The sequence below is a fragment of the Aliihoeflea sp. PC F10.4 genome, from assembly GCF_054612275.1.
In genome coordinates, this window is sequence record NZ_JBTSWH010000001.1 from 485,383 (window position 1) to 502,728 (window position 17,346).

At 64.0% G+C, this 17,346-nt stretch carries 16 protein-coding genes; 7 read left to right on the forward strand and 9 right to left on the reverse strand.

The features are described from left to right. Entirely contained in the window at positions 1–909 is a 909-nt protein-coding gene (locus ACX82Z_RS02295) for a cation diffusion facilitator family transporter (protein ID WP_459586534.1), read from the forward strand. Positions 910–1,120: 211 nt separating this feature from the next. Next, complete coding sequence (locus tag ACX82Z_RS02300; protein ID WP_459911583.1) at positions 1,121–1,891, forward strand: L,D-transpeptidase; 771 nt, start codon at positions 1,121–1,123, stop codon at positions 1,889–1,891. Here the strand turns inward: ACX82Z_RS02300 and ACX82Z_RS02305 are convergent, their stop codons facing one another. Together ACX82Z_RS02305 and ACX82Z_RS02310 are read right to left on the reverse strand one after the other, a co-directional pair. Further along, a complete protein-coding gene (locus ACX82Z_RS02305; RefSeq protein ID WP_459586535.1) occupies positions 1,892–2,170 on the reverse strand; it encodes a MoaD/ThiS family protein in 279 nt (92 codons plus the stop codon). Next, the gene (locus tag ACX82Z_RS02310) at positions 2,163–3,245 is read right to left on the reverse strand and encodes a WD40/YVTN/BNR-like repeat-containing protein (RefSeq protein ID WP_459586536.1); all 1,083 of its coding nucleotides are present in this window, start codon (positions 3,243–3,245) and stop codon (positions 2,163–2,165) included. Before ACX82Z_RS02310 ends, ACX82Z_RS02305 begins: the two co-directional genes overlap by 8 nt. A gap of 403 nt (positions 3,246–3,648) precedes the next feature. On the opposite strand from ACX82Z_RS02310, the gene leuA reads away from it, so the two are divergent. The 3 genes from leuA to ACX82Z_RS02325 all read left to right on the forward strand — a co-directional run bounded on the left by leuA (position 3,649) and on the right by ACX82Z_RS02325 (position 6,765). Continuing rightward, on the forward strand, positions 3,649–5,319 hold the full coding sequence (leuA, locus tag ACX82Z_RS02315) for a 2-isopropylmalate synthase (RefSeq protein WP_459911585.1): 1,671 nt from the start codon (positions 3,649–3,651) through the stop codon (positions 5,317–5,319). Then, on the forward strand, positions 5,316–6,092 hold the full coding sequence (locus ACX82Z_RS02320; RefSeq protein ID WP_459586537.1) for an alpha/beta fold hydrolase: 777 nt from the start codon (positions 5,316–5,318) through the stop codon (positions 6,090–6,092). Before leuA ends, ACX82Z_RS02320 begins: the two co-directional genes overlap by 4 nt. A 94-nt stretch (positions 6,093–6,186) precedes the next feature. Beyond that, on the forward strand, positions 6,187–6,765 hold the full coding sequence (locus tag ACX82Z_RS02325) for a hypothetical protein (RefSeq protein ID WP_459586538.1): 579 nt from the start codon (positions 6,187–6,189) through the stop codon (positions 6,763–6,765). Here the strand turns inward: ACX82Z_RS02325 and ACX82Z_RS02330 are convergent. Beyond that, positions 6,729–7,682: a metallophosphoesterase family protein gene (locus ACX82Z_RS02330; RefSeq protein ID WP_459586539.1), complete on the reverse strand. Its 954-nt coding sequence runs from the start codon at positions 7,680–7,682 to the stop codon at positions 6,729–6,731. The genes ACX82Z_RS02325 and ACX82Z_RS02330 overlap by 37 nt on opposite strands. A gap of 47 nt (positions 7,683–7,729) precedes the next feature. Between ACX82Z_RS02330 and ACX82Z_RS02335 the strand changes: the two genes are divergently transcribed. Next, the gene (locus tag ACX82Z_RS02335; RefSeq protein WP_459911587.1) at positions 7,730–8,224 is read left to right on the forward strand and encodes an NUDIX domain-containing protein; all 495 of its coding nucleotides are present in this window, start codon (positions 7,730–7,732) and stop codon (positions 8,222–8,224) included. 20 nt (positions 8,225–8,244) lie between these two features. Here the strand turns inward: ACX82Z_RS02335 and ACX82Z_RS02340 are convergent, their stop codons facing one another. After that, positions 8,245–9,234: a glutathione S-transferase family protein gene (locus tag ACX82Z_RS02340; RefSeq protein ID WP_459586540.1), complete on the reverse strand. Its 990-nt coding sequence runs from the start codon at positions 9,232–9,234 to the stop codon at positions 8,245–8,247. Positions 9,235–9,482: 248 nt separating this feature from the next. Here ACX82Z_RS02340 and ACX82Z_RS02345 point away from each other — a divergent pair, with 248 nt between their 5' ends. Then, the gene (locus ACX82Z_RS02345; RefSeq protein ID WP_459586541.1) at positions 9,483–9,989 is read left to right on the forward strand and encodes a GNAT family N-acetyltransferase; all 507 of its coding nucleotides are present in this window, start codon (positions 9,483–9,485) and stop codon (positions 9,987–9,989) included. A 110-nt stretch (positions 9,990–10,099) separates the two neighbouring features. On the opposite strand, the gene ACX82Z_RS02350 is transcribed toward ACX82Z_RS02345, so the two are convergent. The 5 genes from ACX82Z_RS02350 to ACX82Z_RS02370 all read right to left on the reverse strand — a co-directional run bounded on the left by ACX82Z_RS02350 (position 10,100) and on the right by ACX82Z_RS02370 (position 17,338). Continuing rightward, complete coding sequence (locus tag ACX82Z_RS02350; protein ID WP_459586542.1) at positions 10,100–10,492, reverse strand: VOC family protein; 393 nt, start codon at positions 10,490–10,492, stop codon at positions 10,100–10,102. A 78-nt stretch (positions 10,493–10,570) separates the two neighbouring features. After that, positions 10,571–12,628, reverse strand: coding sequence for a hypothetical protein (locus ACX82Z_RS02355; RefSeq protein ID WP_459586543.1), 2,058 nt, complete (start codon positions 12,626–12,628; stop codon positions 10,571–10,573). Then, on the reverse strand, positions 12,625–15,438 hold the full coding sequence (locus tag ACX82Z_RS02360; RefSeq protein WP_459586544.1) for a DUF4159 domain-containing protein: 2,814 nt from the start codon (positions 15,436–15,438) through the stop codon (positions 12,625–12,627). Before ACX82Z_RS02360 ends, ACX82Z_RS02355 begins: the two co-directional genes overlap by 4 nt. After that, positions 15,438–16,334, reverse strand: coding sequence for a DUF58 domain-containing protein (locus ACX82Z_RS02365; protein ID WP_459586545.1), 897 nt, complete (start codon positions 16,332–16,334; stop codon positions 15,438–15,440). Before ACX82Z_RS02365 ends, ACX82Z_RS02360 begins: the two co-directional genes overlap by 1 nt. Continuing rightward, positions 16,334–17,338 (reverse strand): AAA family ATPase, encoded by a 1,005-nt coding sequence (locus ACX82Z_RS02370; RefSeq protein ID WP_459586546.1) that lies wholly within the window; start codon positions 17,336–17,338, stop codon positions 16,334–16,336. The genes ACX82Z_RS02365 and ACX82Z_RS02370 overlap by 1 nt, the downstream gene beginning before the upstream one ends. Between the last annotated feature and the right edge of the window lie 8 nt (positions 17,339–17,346).

The following is a 17,346-nucleotide window of genomic DNA, read 5'->3' on the forward strand; positions in this document are numbered from 1 at the left end:
TTGAACGACAAGCAGAAGGTGCGCCGCCTCGCGGCCTGGTCGATCGTGGTTGCGCTCGGCGTCATGGGCCTCAAATTCGTGGCCTGGCGGCTGACGGGTTCAGTCGCGCTTTATTCCGACGCTCTGGAATCGATCGTCAACGTGATTGCGGGCTGCGCTGCCTTCTGGGCGATTTCGGTCAGCCACAAACCGGCCGACCGCGACCATCAGTTCGGTCATCACAAGGCTGAATATTTTTCCGCCGTTCTCGAAGGGGTTTTGATCGTCGTCGCGGCGCTTTTGATCCTGACCGAGGTGTGGAGCGCGATCCAGCGACCGGTGCCGCTCGAAGCGCCCGGTCTCGGCCTTGGCGTCAACGTGCTCGCCACCGTCATCAATGGTGTCTGGGCGACCGTCCTCATCCGGCAGGGGCGCAAGGCGAGATCCCCGGCGCTCGAGGCCGACGGCCATCACGTCATGACCGACGTGGTTACGTCCATCGGCGTCCTGGTGGGCCTTGTCGGCGCGATCGCGACGGGCTGGTGGATTCTCGATCCGCTGCTGGCGATGATCGTCGCGCTCAACATTTTGTGGCAGGGGTGGAAGGTCATCACCTCCTCGCTCAGCGGCCTGATGGATCAGGCCGTGCCGCTCGAAGAGCACATGAACATACGCGATGTCGTTTCGGCGAACGCGCAAGGGGCGCTCGAAATTCACGATCTGAAGACGCGCATTGCCGGCCGTGCGACGTTTATCGAGTTTCATATGGTCGTGGATGCGCAGATGTCGGTCGGTGAGAGCCATGCGATCTGCGACAGGATCGAGGAAGCTCTGAGGGCGCAAATTCCCTCGGTGCGTGTGCTGATCCATGTCGAGCCGGACAATGAGGCGAAGCTGCCCGCTGGAACGATCGCGACGCCGTTCGCATAGCTATCGGTGCCGCTCGGGCGCCGAATTCACGCCGTATTTCCGCCCGTATCTCAACTGTGACGTAAACGCCACACACCGGCGCACGACTCTTTTTTGCCGCATTTCATCCCGTCCACGGCCACAGTTGGTTAGCATTGGATAAAGGAAATCTTTGCCATAGTTGCAATCTGACCTTTCCCGGCTTGCGAGTGATGTAATGGGTAATGAACTGATGCGCGTGTCCCGCCGCCGATTTCTTTTTCAGGCCGCCTCCGTGGCTGCGGTCGCACCGGCTGTCCTGTCGGGCTGCATGTCGTCGCCGACATCGGTGATGGAATCGGTCAAGCCGGCACCCGATCCATACTATCTTGCGATGTATGGGCCGATGCCGAACGAACGTTTCCCGATGCCGGCCACCGACATCTCGGATTTGGAAGAGCGATTCTTCCGCCAGCAGGTGCGCTACCATCGCGGCGAGCGCGCGGGCACGATCGTCGTCGATACGCAGAACCGCTTCCTCTATCTCGTGCAGCCGAACGGCATGGCGATGCGCTACGGCATCGGTGTTGGTCGCGCCGGTCTCGAGTTCGAGGGCACCGCGCGCGTGGCGCGCAAGGCGCAATGGCCGACCTGGACCCCGACCGCCTCGATGATCGAACGCGAGCCCGAGCGCAACGCGCAATGGGCCGGCGGCATGCCACCCGGCCTCGACAACCCGCTCGGCGCGCGCGCCCTTTATCTGTTCGATGGTGGCCGCGACACGCTCTACCGCATCCATGGCACGACCGAGCCGTGGTCTATCGGACTTGCCGTCTCGTCGGGCTGCGTGCGCCTGTTCAATCAGGACATTATCGACCTTTACGGCCGCGTGGCGATCGATACGCCGGTTCTGGTTCTTCAGAACGAGCCGCTGCAATATCCGCAGCGCCAGACGCCGGACTGGGTCCGCCGCCAGTTGCAAATCCCGCAACCGGCTCAGCAGCCGGGCGAAATGGGCGTTTGATCAGCCGCCGCTGATCGCCGTCAGCACAAAAACTTCATCTCCGGGCGCGAGCTTCGTATCGAGCCGCGCCCGTTCGCCGTCGATGAAGACGTTGATGTGCTTGCGGATCGCGGGCCGCGTGTCGCACAGCCGGTCACGCATGCCCGGCCACATGCCGTCCAGCCGGTCCATCATTTCGCCGACCGATCCGGCCTGCATCTCGATCCTGCGCTCCGATCCGGGAAACAAATCCGTCAGGATCGCCGGAAGGCGCACGATGATGTCCGGTGTGTCAGTCATGGACCGTCAGCGTCTCGACCGAGAGGATCGCGGGCAGGTGGCTTTCAATGGCGCGCCAGGTCTCACCCTCGTCATTGCTGGCGTAAAGTTCGCCTCCGCCCGTGCCGAAATAGACGCCGGCCGTCTTCATCCGGTCCGTCGCCATCGCCTGTCGCAGCACACCGAAATAGGCATTTTCCTGCGGCAGACCCACACGCATATCCTGCCATGATGCGCCACCATCGCGCGTGCGCCACACGGCGGCGCTCGCATCCGGCACATAGCGTCCTGCGGTATCACCGTTGAGCGGCAGCAGGAACAGCGTGTCGGGGTCGGCCGGGTGCGCGGCAGCCGGAAAGCCGAAACTGGACGGCAGGCCCTTTTCGATGCTCTCCCATTGGCGGCCGCCATCGTCCGAGCGGTACATGCCGCAATGGTTCTGCTGGTAGAGCCGCTCGCCTGCGCCCGGAGCCTTCACCAGATTATGCACGCACTGCCCGAATTCGGGGTAGTTCTGTCCCTCGGGCATATAGTCCGCCCGCGTGCCGCTATTGCGCGGCTCCCACGTTTTGCCGCCATCCTGTGTCGCGAAGACGCCCGCCGACGAAATACCGATCCAGATTTTCTGCTCGTCTGCCGGATCGACGACGAGCGAATGCAGGATCAGTCCCGCGCCGCCCGGCATCCAGTGGGGACGGCTGGGGTGCTTTTGCAAACCGTCGAGATGCGTCCAGGTCTCGCCGTCGTCATCGGAGCGAAAGAGACCTGCCGGCTGCACGCCCGCGTAAAGGCTGCCATTATGGGCGGCAAGGCTCCAAACGGACGCGACCGGCTCGTCACCTTCGGCATAGGCGAGGCCGCTTGACGAATGCGTCCATGTTCCGCCCAGATCGGTCGATTTCCAGACCGCCGGCCCGAACCAAGCGTCGCCGCCTCCGGCATAAAGAGCGCCGGTTTCCGGGTGCGCCACGAAATGATTGATCGGCCATGTCTGGCAGAACGGACCGGAGAGTTTCCAGTCTTTGCGTGCCCCGTCGCTTGTCAGGATGAACGCACCCTTTTTGGTGCCGACCAGAACGAGAACTTTTTCAGCCATGTTCGTCTCCGCGTCGCTTTTTTTGACGATACTCCTTTGCCTACGACGAATGAATGGCAGGTGGGCCGACATCGTATGCGTAATTTTTGCAAGGAAATCCGCCTTGCCTCGCAACGATCGCTCGGCTATCACTTTGCCCATGAACGCGATGCACGCCAATTTCCGCAGCTTGCCGGCCGACAAAGCCGGTGCTTTTGCGCGCGCTCAGTCCCTGCTTCTCCTTCTTAGTGGCGATCGTCGGGTCGGCTGAAGGAGCGCCCGGCGATCGATCGTGACGCCGGACGGCAATGCTCCTTGTCCCAAAACCGATATTGAGCCATCAAGACGCCCGACCGCGATGCGGGGGCGAGGAGAATTTCAAATGAACGACCAGTCGAAGATCGTCACGGCGCGTGCCAAGGGCATGCCGGACGCCGCCCGCAAGTATGAGCCTTACCCATTCGTCGGCTTGAAGGATCGGACCTGGCCCGACAAGCGTATCGAGACCGCGCCGATCTGGTGCTCGGTCGACCTGCGCGACGGCAACCAGGCGCTGATCGACCCGATGGGGCACGACCGCAAGGCGCGCATGTTCCAGTTGTTGCTCGACATGGGCTTCAAGGAGATCGAGATCGGCTTCCCGTCGGCCTCGCAGACCGATTTCGATTTCACGCGCTTTGCCATCGAGGAAGCTGGCGTGCCGGACGACGTGTCCTTGCAGGTGCTCGTCCAGTGCCGCCCCGAACTCATCGCTCGTACCTTCGAGTCGCTGGCCGGGTCAAAAAAGCCCATTGTCCATTTCTACAATTCGACCAGCGAGTTGCAGCGCCGTGTCGTGTTCGAGAAGGATGTCGCGGGCATCAAGCGCATCGCGACGGACGCGGCGAAGATGGTGATGGACGAGGCGGCGAAGGCCGGCGGCGGCTATCGTTTCCAGTATTCGCCCGAAAGCTTCACCGGCACCGAACTCGAAGTCGCGCTGGAAATTTGCAACGCCATCACCGAGATCATCGACCCGTCGCCCGAAAACAAGCTGATCTTGAACCTGCCGGCGACCGTCGAGATGTCGACGCCCAACATCCATGCCGACCAGATCGAATGGATGAGCCGCAATCTCGACCGGCGCGATTCGATCATCCTGTCCCTGCACCCGCATAATGATCGCGGCACCGGCATCGCGGCGACGGAGCTTGGCCTGATGGCGGGCGCGGACCGTGTCGAGGGCACCTTGTTCGGCAATGGCGAGCGCACCGGAAACGTCGATGTCGTGACGCTGGCGCTCAACATGTACACGCAGGGCGTCGACCCGATGCTGGACTGCTCGCAGATCGAGCGGATGAAGGATGTCTACGAATATTCCAACCAGCTCAGGATTCCCGAGCGCCATCCTTATGTCGGCGAACTGGTCTACACCGCGTTCTCCGGTTCGCATCAGGACGCGATCAACAAGGGGATGAAGGCGATCAAGACCGCCAACAAGCCGCTTTGGGAAGTGCCCTACCTGCCGATCGACCCGCAGGATGTCGGCCGCTCCTATGAGGCGATCATCCGCATCAATTCGCAATCCGGCAAGGGTGGCATCGCCTATATTCTGCAGGCCGATTACGGCCTCAACCTGCCGCGCAGTTTGCAGGTGGAATTTCGCGAAGACATTCAGGAAATCACCGACCGTGAGGGGAAAGAGCTGCGCCCCAAGGCGATTTATGATCGCTTTCTGGAGCTTTATGTCGACCAGCCGGACGGGCGGCTGAAATTCGTCGATCACCAGACCTTCCCCGACACCTCCGTGAAAGGCCGCCGTATCGTCGAGGCGACGATCATCGACAACGGCACCGAGGTTCAGGTCACCGGCACCGGCACCGGCCCGGTCGACGGCTTCGTCGACGCGCTGTCGCGGCATATCGGCATCGACATGTCGGTGCTCGACTATTCGGAGCATTCCATGCAGCGCGGCTCGAACGCTGCCGCCATCTGCTATATGGAAGTCGAGCATCCCGGCGGGAAGCTATTTGGCGCTGCGATCAACACCAACATCGTCGCCGCCTCGCTCGAAGCGGTCGTGTCGGCCGCCAACCGCATCCTTTCGGCCAAATGAGCGAGAAGCTTGCCGCACGCGTGATGGGCCAGATGGCAGGGAAGGGCGATCGCACGATCGTCCTTCTTCACGGTTTCGGCGGATCGCACTCGACCTGGACCGATATCCAGCCGGCGCTGGCGCGCGATGCGACCGTCATCGCATACGACCTGCCGGGGCACGGACGCTCGCTCGACTATCCCGGCGCGGGGCCGGCAACGGTGGCGGCCAAGGCCATCGCTGCCGATCTTGCCGCGCGCGGGTTCGACCGCGTCCATCTGGTCGGTCATTCCATGGGCGGTGCGGTCGCCACCCTCATCGCCATGCGCTCGCCGGAGCGGGTAGCATCTCTGACGCTGCTCGCGCCGGGCGGTTTCGGTCCGCAGATCAATGGCGACCTCCTGAAGCGCTACGCTAACGCTGCTCATGCCGGCGAGCTTGGCAAGATCATGGACGAGATGTCGGCGCCTGGATTTTCGACGCCGCCGAAATACGTTCTTGGCCTTGCCGCCGTGCGCGGCCAAAGCGGCCAGCGCGTCAAGCTCGACGCCTTCCACGGCATCATCCAGAAGGATGGCGTGCAGGGTGAAATTCCGCGCGAAGCGCTTGCCGCGCTACAGATGCCCGTTTCCCTCGTCTGGGGCACGCTCGATCCGGTCTTGCCGTTTTCGCAGACCGAAAATCTACCCGAAAACGTCAAGCTGACGACTATCGATGGGGCAGGGCACATGCTCACCGTCGAGGCGAAGTCGGCCGTGCTCGCGGCGATCCGGGCCTCCGTCGCTTCGGCCTGACGAAAGCGAAGCCCTTGACATTCGGCGCGTTTTCGCCGGAATCGGGGTTTAACGATACGTTAAGTATCCGCCCTTGAGTCTGGAGTTCGCGGTCATGAGTGAAGCCCTCGACGAGACGCCCCGCAACGGAACGATGCGCCGTCTCGCCGCCGCGATCCGCGAGGTGAAAACGAATAATGCGGACCGTACGGATGTGGTGGTCGACCTGCGCGAGGCGCAACTTACACGGCTCGAAATTCTCGCGCAGGACCTCGAACAGGTCTTCGCCGACATCCCTGCCGATGATGAGCGCTTTGACCTCAACGTGACCGGCGGCATGCAGCCGCGCCTGTGGATCGACGCGGTGAGCCACGTCACGATGGGTCGCGACAAGCGCACCTATCGCTTTTTGAAGGATACGCGCAACGGACGGCTGGTGCTCGCCGAAACGCCGGATATCAAAAAGGCTGCCGATGCCGTGACGCGTTATGTCGCCGAGCGCATGGTCGAGCGTGAGGCGGTGCTTGCGGGAGATCGCGAAGCGCCCGCACCCATCGTCGGCGTGCTCGATCGGCCGCCTGCCAAAGCGGCGTTCGATATTTTCACTGCCTTTGCGCTGTTTCTCGCAGGCGCGTTCGTGGGCGTCGCCGCCGTTGTCTATTTCGCGTGGGAGCGGCTGGGGGTCGGTTCGTGAACCGGCGATCCGCTACCTGACTCCAGCGTCTGCGCGACGATCTTCTGGATGTCATTCGAACCGGCAAGAAGCCCGCGTCGCTCGACGTTCAGCCTCCACGCGCCCGGCTCGCCGTCGATTTCGATCAAATTGAATTGCGCGGCCGGCTTGGAGCCGCCGACGGCCTGACCGGCGGCAGCCACGCCCAACACCGGAACCTTGCCGTCCTTGCCGTCCAGCCAGTAAAGGCTCGGCAGATGGGTGTGTCCGTGCAAGACGAGTTCCGCGCCGTGCTTTTGCATCACCTTCTTGAAACGCCCGATGCCGAACAGACGCTTGTGCTGTGGCGCTGCGCCACGCACGGGCGGGTGGTGGATCATGATCACGCGGCAAAGCCCGTTCGCCTTCGCCTCGTCGAGCATCTGCCCGAGCCGGCGCGCCTGCGTCGATCCGAAATAGCCGGACGCCATGAAGGGAGCGGTCGCGCGCGCCGAGGAAACGCCGATCAGCGCCATCTTTCCGCGTACGCGCATATAGGGGAACGCGCCGCGACGGGCAGGCTGCGCCATGCCGTCGCCCCACATCCACTTGCCCCAGGCGCGGCAGGCCTTGTCGAGCGCGCCGGGCACATAGGCGTCATGATTGCCCGGAACGACAGAAACTCCGTCTCCCGCGCCGACTTCTTCCAGCCATTGGGTCGCAAATTCGATCTCGGCGTCGAGAGCCAGATTGACCAGATCGCCGGTCACCGCGATGTGGTCCGGAGCCTGCGCCTTGATGTCGTCGAGGATCAGGCCGATGACGTAATCGTGCAGGTTGGTCTTGCGGTTGCGCTGCCAGTTGATGTAGCCGGTGATACGTTTCGACGCGAGTTCGCGGTACTTGATATCGGGCAGGGGGCCGAGATGGATGTCCGAAAGATGAGCGAGCCTGAGCATTTCCTTCCTTACGACATGACATGTGGCGTGACCACCCTGCGGGCGGCATGAGCGACGCCGCCACCCGCTCAATGCCGACTGTGTCGCAATGGTTGCGCGTAAAGCTCTTCCACGGATGGTTTCTGCTGCGCCGGCCGATGACGCTGGGTGTGCGTGGCATTGTCCACGACGCGGCCGCCGGCACCGTCTTTCTCATCCGCCATACCTACATCGATGGCTGGCAATTTCCCGGCGGCGGCGTGGAAGTGGGCGAGACGATGCGGCTGTCGCTCGAACGCGAACTGGCCGAGGAGGGCAATATCGAGATGACGGACGAGCCGCGCCTTATCTCGATCCATTTGAACCGGCAGGCGAGCCAGCGCGACCATGTCGCGCTCTACCTCGTTTCAGCCTATCGGCAAACAGCGCCGAAACTGCCCGATCACGAGATCGCGGAAGCCGGTTTCTTCCCGCTGGATGCACTGCCGGAAGAAACCACCCCCGCCACGCGCCGCCGGCTGGCGGAGGTTTTTGGCGGTGCAGCAGCGGATCTTCACTGGTAGGCACCGGGCCGGCTTTGGCCTTAGGCCGCCGTCTTCAGCCGTTCCCGGTCATGCGGCCGGTCGAAGTCGAGCGCGGGGCCGGCGGGAACGATCCGCGTCGGATTGATCGTTTCGTGACTGCCGTAATAGTGTTTCTTGATGTGGTCTATGTTGACCGTCTCGGCTACGCCCGGCACCTGATAAAGCTCACGCAGAAAGCCTGAAAGGTTCGGGTAATCGTCGATCCGGCGCAAATTGCATTTGAAATGTCCCACATAGACGGCGTCGAACCGTACCAGCGTCGTGAAAAGTCGCCAGTCGGCTTCCGTCAGCCGGTCGCCGGAGAGATAGCGGTGACGTGACAGGCGTTCTTCCATCCCGTCTAGCGCTGAGAACAACTCGCCGAACGCGTCTTCGTAAGCTTCCTGCGTCGTCGCGAAACCGGCCTTGTAAACGCCGTTGTTGATCGGCTCGTAGACCTTCTCGTTGATCGCATCGATCTCGCCACGCAAAGCCTTCGGGTAGAAGTCGAGCGAAGCGTCGCCCCATTCGTCGAAGGCCGAATTGAGCATGCGGATGATTTCCGCGCTTTCGTTGGAGACGATCGTTTCCTCGCGCTTGTCCCACAGGATCGGCACGGTCACGCGACCCGAATAATGCGGGTCGGCCTTCGTATAGATCTGGTGGAGATAGTCGAAGCCGTAAAGATCATCGCCGGTCGCCGCCTCGTCCGTTTCGAACGTCCAGCCGTCCTTGCCCATGAAGTGATGGACGATGGAAACGGAGATGGCATCTTCGAGCTTTTTCAGCTTGCGCAGGATCAGTGTGCGATGCGCCCAGGGGCAGGCAAGCGACACATAAAGATGGTAGCGCCCCGGTTCGGCCTTGAAGCAGCGTTCACGCCCCTCGGCGGGCTCGCCATCGACCGTCACCCAGTCGCGCCATTGCGATTGCGAGCGCTCGAACCGGCCTCCCGACTTGGAGGTGTCGTACCATTTGTCCTGCCACTTGCCGTCGACCAGAAGTCCCATCGAAATCTCCCTTGCTTGCATGAAGACATAGGACAGATGCCGGTTCGGCCAAACCGGCAATGGCTGAACAATGCGTCAAGGGAAGTTATGGACGCACCGAAGATTGCATGCTAGCAGCGATCCCAAGAGGGAATTTCATGATGACGATCCGCATCGAGCGACGACGAAAGAGCGCCCGCGCGTAAAGCGCGGATGACGGCGTCCGGCCGTCCGAACCAGCCTTTCCAAGCCCGATCGAGACCATTGCCATGTCCCTTGCCGACGTCGCCTACGCGCCGGAACTGCCTTCCCACGACATCGAAATCGAAGAGATCAACGCCGAGGCGTTCGGCCCCGGGCGTTTCACGCGCGCCGCGCACAAGATCCGCGAGGGCGGGCCGCATGCGCGTGACGTTTCCTTCGTCGCCACGGTCGAGGGCAAGGTCGTCGCCTCGGTACGCCTGACGCCGATCGCAGTCGGTGAGTCGCGCGCGATGCTGCTCGGCCCGCTCGCCGTGCGTCCGGCATGGAAGAACCTCGGCATCGGTCGCAAGCTCCTCACCATCGCGGCCGATGCGGCAAAGGAAAAGGGCGTCACCGCCATCGTACTCGTCGGCGATGCGCCCTATTACGGTCCGTTCGGCTATGAGCGCGTCAAGGGTGGAGCGATGACGATGCCCTGGCCGGTCGACCCCGCACGCCTGCTCGTGAAGGAGCTCGTGCCGGGCGCCGCTGCGGCGCTCGTTGGCGCGACCGTGCATGCGGGTGTGGCCTAGACCATGATGCCGAAAAGTGGGAACCGGTTTTCGGGCAACATCATGGTCTGACTTATTCTCTTTGCCGCATGTCTGCGACGCCAAGTAGTTTCACTTGGCTGCATCATGCTCTAGGCGGGCTGCTCCATATAGACGAACTCCCAGACGTGGCCGTCGAGGTCCTGAAACGAGCAGCCATACATGAAGCCGAAATCCATGTTCGGCTTCCACGGCTTTGCGCCGGCCTCGAGCGCCTTGGCGAGAATGTCGTCGACTTCCTGCCGGCTCGACGCAGACAATGCCGTCAACACTTCGGTCGTCGCATGGGCGTCGGCCATCTCGCCATTGATGAAGCCCTGAAACTTGTCATGCTCCAGAAGCATCACGAAGCCCATTTCGGACACGACCATGCACGCGGAGGTCTCGTCGCAGAAATCCTCGTTGTAGGTGAATCCGAGCTTTGAGAAGAAGGCGCGGCTGGCCGCCACGTCCTTGACCGGCAGATTGACGAACATCATGCGCATTGCAAACAACTCCCATCGCGTTTCGATGAACCAAGGACGTTGTTGTCAGCGACAGGCCGACAGGGTGCGCCAAAAAAATCAGCGCCCCTCTCGATACCACGTTGCGCCGAATGCCAGAAGAAGCACGCCAAGGCCGAGGAAACCGGCGAAAAGCGGTACGCGACTGACCGAACGCAGCACGCTGTCATTGGTGGTTTGCAGGCCGATCCAGCCGCGCCCGTCAGCATTCGCGCCTGGCCGGATCGGCACGACATTGGGTATGTCGCCGCCACCGATACGCCGCACCGTGCCGCCCGTCTCGTCCGCCACCGGCTGCAGTCGTTCGGTGGTCGAGACCGTGTCCGTGAATTCCGGTGCGTTGACCGGGCCGACATGGGCAAGCGTTTCGAGGTCGCCATTGGCTATCCGGTAAAGTCCGATCTCGTCGGTTTCCACCGTGCCCGAAAAGACGCCTGCACCATCCTGCGCGAGCGGCAGCGTCAGCGTTTCGCCGCCCGGCGTCGTCACCACCGCGTCGCCCGCCTCGTCCTCCATCGTCTGGCGCACTACCTCCAGCGTCATGCCTTGCGCGTTCGCTGTCAGCCGCTCCTCTTCAAGTTCCGGCTCCTTCATCAGCCAGTGGGCCATGCGGCGGTAGAGCGAGACGTGCGGGCCGCCGCCCTCGAAGCCGCGCGCCCAAAGCCACCCGTGATCCGACAGGAGCATGCCGACGCGGCCTTCGCCTTGACGGTCGAGAAGAAGCAGCGGCATGTCGTCTGCGCCGCGCATCACCACTTCGCCTTCAGGCTGCGAAACGCCGATCTGGCGGAACCAGCGGCTCCATTGTGGCGGCTCCGCGCCCGAGCCTTCCAACCCGCGCGTCACCGGATGGCGCTCCCCCGCCTCCGTCAGGCGCGGGAAGAACGCTTCTTCGACCACGTCGCCGGTCGGCATCGCGGGCAGGGACGCCATCAGCGGCGTGCGCGAGATCGACTGGTTGCCGGCATATTCCGGACCGGCCGCAATCAGGAGCGCGCCGCCATTTTGCACATATTCGGAGATGTAGTCGTAATAGAGGATCGGCAGCACGTCGCGGTGCTGGTAGCGGTCGAAGATGATGAGGTCGAAATCGTTGATCCGGTCGACGAAAAGCTCGCGCGTCGGGAACGCGATCAGCGACAATTCGTAGATCGGCGTCCCGTCCTGCTTTTCGGGCGGACGCAGGATCGTGAAATGAACGAGATCGACCGACGCGTCGGATTTCAAAAGGTTGCGCCATGTGCGCTCGCCCGCATGTGGCTCGCCCGACACGAGTAGCACGCGGAGGTTCTCGCGAATACCGTCGACGATCGCGATCGTCCTGTTGTTCGTCTCGGTCAGTTCGCCGTCAGCGACCGGAAATTCGAGTTCGACGATGTTGCGCCCGGCATTGGGGACGACGATGTCGACGCGCGTTTCCTCGCCGATCGTCGCCGTCTGGCGCACGACATGCTCGCCATTGACGCGTACTGTCACATCGACCTGACCGCTCGGATTTTCCTCGGTGGAAAGCACGCGGTAGCTCATTTCGAGCGGTCGGTCGACGATGCCGAAGCGCGGTGCGCGCTCGAAGCGGATGCGCCGGTCGAACTCGTCTTCCTCGCCGGTAACGAGCGCGTGGAGCGGACCGGCGAACGAAGGGGTCTCGGGAACGTCGTGGACCTGACCGTCGGTGATCATGATCGCGCCGCCTATGCGTGAGGGCGGCACGTCGCGGAAAGCGGAATCGAGCGCGCCGAAGAGCCGCGTCTGCGTCCGATCGTCAGCCGCATCCGCCTGACCGGTCTCGACGATACGCACATCGAACCGGTCCTGCCGGGCAAGCCGCTCCTGCATCGCTTCCAGCGCGCGGTCGGTCGTCTCCCGGCGCTCGCCGATCTCCTGGCTCTGGCTGCGGTCGACCACCAGCGCGACGACGCTTTTGAGCGGTTCGCGTTCTTCGTCGAGCAGGACGGGATTGATCAGCGCCAGCGCCAGCGCAGCCATTGCGGCAAGGCGCAACCACGCGCCGCGCTGGCCGGTGATCAGGCCCCAGACGACGAGCGCGGCCACCGGCACCGCGATGAGCGCGAGCCACGTCCAGCCGATCAGTGGCTCGAAGGCGATCGACCAGTTCACTGCCCCAGCCTTTCCAGAATGGACGGTACGTGGACCTGATCGGACTTATAGTTGCCCGTCAGCATGTACATCATGATGTTGACGCCCGCGCGATACGCATAGGCGCGCTGCATCGGATCGGCCGGCACGGTCGGCAGCATCGGCGCGCCCGATGCGTTCACGGCCCATGCACCCGCGAAATCGTTGGCGGTGATCATGATCGGCGTCACGCCGTCGCCGACACGCACCGGGCGGTCTTCCGTTTCCTCGACGGGCTGCGAGGCCTCGACCCAAAGCGGGCTGCCGTTGAAGCGGCCGGGAAATTCGGGGAGGATGTAGAAGGTCTTGGTCAGCACATGGTCTTCCGGCACCGGCTCAAGCGGCGGCACGGACATGTCGGCGAGGATTTCGCGCAGGCGCATGTTCGATCCGCTCGTCGCGCCGGCATCGAAGCCGGTCGAAAACTGGTCGCGCGTGTCGAAGAGAACCGTGCCGCCCTCCTGCATGTACGCGTCGATCCGTGCGAGTGCCTCGGGCGAGGGCATCGGCGCGTTCTCGTCAATCGGCCAGTAGATCAGCGGATAGAAAGCAAGCTCGTCCTCGGCGATGTCGACGCCGACCGGCTCGCCCGGTTCCAGCGCCGTTTTGTCGACGAGGAACCGGCCCAACCCTTCCAGCCCCGCGCGGCTGATGTCGTCGATAGACCGGTTGCCCGTCACCACATAGGCGATGCGCGTTTGCGTGATCGCTGCGATGGCGTCGTCGTCACCGGGGCGCGCGTCGTTCGCCTGTGCATGGGCATTCGGAATGGACATCGCACCGACAATGACCAGCGCCAGCGCGGCGGTCGCGGCACCGGCGATGCGCGGGCGGCGGCGCAGGCGGCCGCCGAGCCACAGGACGGCGAGCGTGTCGAGGATCATCAGCGCGAGCGCCGCGGCAAAGAGCGGTCCGCGCAGATCGACCTGCTCGTCGAACCCATAGGCAATGTCGGTAACGCCCAAGGGTGTCTGCGGCCGCGCGATCGGAGTCAGTTCGGCGTTTTCGGGCAAGAGGTTGTGCGCGACGACGCCCTCTTCCGAACCGTAAAGGCCAGGCGGATTCTCGATAGTGACGAGCGATCCGGCCACTGAAGCCAGCGGGCGTGCATCCGGCGTCGGTGGGATCAGGCTGCCATCCGCGCCTATCAGGCGGTAGGGTGGCAGGTTAGCCGCGCCGCTCGCCGCATCTGCGGATGCAGCACCCTGATTGCGCGACAATTGCACCAACCGGCGCAAAAGCTCGACGAAGGTGCCGGAGATCGGCAGATTCGACCATGTCGCCTGCGGCGTGATGTGGAACAGCGCGACGGTTCCCTCTCCGCGCCGCGCGCCGGTGACGAGCGGTGTGCCGTCGGCAAGGTTGACCCAGCTTCGCTCGACGATGTCGGCGGTCGGTTCGGCCAGCACCTGCCTTGCGACGGTCACGTCGGTGGGCGGCGTCAGGTCGGCAAAGGGCGATCCGGCGGGATATTCCGCGATCGCCTGCGGCTCCGTCCAGGACAAGGTGCCGCCGAGCGCGCGCTCGCCCGTTCGAAGGCGCACCGGCAGCAACTCGTCGTCGGGTTCGGAGGCCGCAAGGCGCGGTCCGGCGAAACGCACGAGCGTGCCGCCACCCTCGACCCATTCGACGAGCGCGGCATGGGCGGCTGGCGGCAAATTGCCGACATCGGCCATGACGATCATCGCCGGGTGCTGCTCCAGCAATTGCGGAATGGCAGACGCCAGATCGGCGCTGGCGGGCTCGATCAGGTCGGCGAAGGGATCGAGCGCGCGGCCGATATAGTGAAGCGGCGACAAAAGCGGCTGCGCGGCGTCGCCGTCGCCCTGTGCGATCAGCCCGACGCGGCGGCGGCGGGAGTTTTCGTCGAGCACACGTACCGCACCCGCCTGCAACTCGCCATCGACCGCGACTGCGTTGAAGTCGTTGCGCAGTTCGAAGGGCACGCGCAGTTCGGCGGCGGCGACGGCTTCGCCCGCGCCAAAGGAAAGCGGCGCTTCTGCGATCCGCCGTCCGCGATCGTCGAAGGCCGCGACGGCTGCCTGCCTCGGCACCGTGTCGCTCGTGGCACGTACCGCCTCGACGATGAAGGCGTCGGGCTCGTTGGCGGTGTGCGTGAGGCCGATGCGGGTCAGAGCTTGCGGTGCGGCCCAGATGAGGTTGCCGGCACCCGCCAGAAGCGTTTCGAAGGCGGCTTCGTCTTCCTCGCTCGCCAGACCATCGGTGAGCATGGCCACCGTCGCGCCCGGCATGTCGGCAAGTGCACCCGCAACGCGCTCGAACGCGGCCTCGCGGTCGACCGGAACGGGCCGCGCTTCGGCGGCATTCAGCCTTTCGCGTGCCTCCTGCGGGTCGAACGGGCCGATCGCGGCATTGTCCGCTTCGGCGGTGAAAGCGAGGATGACGGGCGCGTCCTGCGCTTCAGCGTCGGCGATCAGCCGTTCGGCGGTCGCCACGCGCACATCCCAGTCGGGCGCCGACGCCCAGCCATTGTCGACGACGATCGCGACAGCACTGCCGTCGACCGCGACCCGCTCGCGCGGATTGAAGACAGGCTCCGCCAGCGCAAAGATGATCAGTGCAGCGATCAGGAGGCGCAGGGCCGTCAGCCACCACGGGCTTTGGTGTGGCGTCTCTTCCTTGCGCAGGACGCGCGCGAGAATCTTCAGGGGCGGAAAGGCTTCTGCCTGCGGCTTCGGCGGCGTCAGGCGCAAAAGCCACCAGATCACCGGCAGGGCGATCAGGCCGGCAAGCACGGCGGGCATGGCGAAGGAGAGCGGCAGGAAACCCATCAGCCGCCCCCGCCGCTCATTGCCATATGAATGCGCACGAGCGCGTCGGAGGCGAGCCTGTCCGTGTGGTTGACCGTGTAGCTCCAGCCGAGTTTTCGTGCCCAGACCGAGAGCGCTTCGCGGCGGGCGTTGTAGAGATTGCGATAGTCCTCGCGCAGCATTTCAGCGCGACCGGCGGTCAACTTCAGCCCGGTTTCGGGGTCCTGAAACTCGGTGCGGCCCGAATAGGGAAATTCTTCTTCGGCGGGGTCGGCGATCTCGATCAGATGGGCGCGAATGCCGCGGCCGGCGAGATCGTCGAGCCAGGCTTGCGTTTCCTCGACGGGATCGAGGAAATCGGAAATCAGCACCACATCCGAAAAGCGCTTGACCTGCGAGAGGTCTGGCCGGGCAGGCAGCGCGCCTGCATGAAGCATCTGCGCGGCGAGCCGTTCGGCCCCGTTGCGGGCGGAGAAGGGATCGGTCAGGCCGGGCCAAGCGATCCGTTCGCCCGAGCGCGAGAAAAGCTCGGCCAAAGCCAGCGCCAGAACCAGTGCGCGCGATTCCTTCGAAACCGTTGCCGTCACCGATTGATAGAGCATCGAGGCCGACGCGTCGGCCCAGATCCAGACCGTGTGCGCGGCCTCCCATTCGCGATCGCGCACATAGGTGTGGTCGTCGCGCGCCGAGCGCCGCCAGTCGATCCGGGCGATGGCTTCGCCATCCACATAAGGGCGGAATTGCCAGAAATTCTCGCCGATGCCGCGCTTTCGCCGCCCATGCCAGCCGGCAATCACCGTATTGACGACGCGCCGCGCCTCTACCAGCAGGTCGGGCACCAAAGCCGCCCGCTGGCGCGCGCGCGCCAGCGCATCGCGCGGGGCGACGGCCTGGGTGAGCGCGCCGACAGACGCCATCAGATCGCTTTCGCCAGCCGCGCGACCACGTCGCGCACCGTCATGCCTTCGGCACGCGCCGCGAATGTCAGCGCCATGCGGTGCTGCAATACCGGCTCGGCCAGTTCGCGCACATCGTCGATCGAGGGCGCGAGCCGCCCGTCATAAAGTGCGCGGGCGCGGGCACACAGCGTCAGCGCCTGGCTGGCGCGCGGTCCCGGTCCCCATGCGACATGCCTGTCGGTCTCCGCGTTGCCCGCGCCGGGGCGCGCCGAGCGCACCAGCGTCAGGATCGCGTCGACCACGCTGTCGGGTACGGGCATGCGCCGGATCAACCCCTGCACCGTCCTTAGCCGCGCGGCATCGAGAACGTTTTCGGCTTCCTGGCCGGCGACGCCAGTCGTCTCGATCAGGATGCGCCGTTCGGCGGCAAGTTCGGGATAATCGATGTCGATCTGCATCAGGAAGCGGTCAAGCTGCGCTTCGGGAAGCGGATAGGTGCCTTCCTGCTCCAGCGGGTTCTGCGTTGCCAGAACGTGGAACGGCGCGGGCAGATCGTGGCGCTCGCCGGCGACCGTCACGTGATATTCCTGCATCGACTGCAAAAGCGCCGACTGCGTGCGCGGCGAGGCGCGGTTGATCTCGTCGGCCATCAGAAGCTGCGCGAAGATCGGCCCCTTGATGAACCGGAATGAGCGGCGGCCGGTCTCGTCCTGCTCCATCACTTCGGAGCCGAGAATATCGGAGGGCATCAGGTCCGGCGTGAACTGGATGCGCCTTCCGTCGAGGCCGAGCACGGTGCCGAGCGTTTCGACCAGCTTGGTCTTGGCAAGGCCCGGCACGCCGACGAGCAACCCATGACCGCCTGCGAGAATCGCGACGAGCGTGTTTTCGACCACGCGTTCCTGGCCGAAAATGACCTTGCCGACGGCTTCGCGCACGCCGGCGATTTCGCTCAGCGCGCGTTCGGCCTGCGCAACCATCTCGGTTTCGCTCAGCGCGGGTTCCTTGACGGTGAGGCTCATGATCTGTC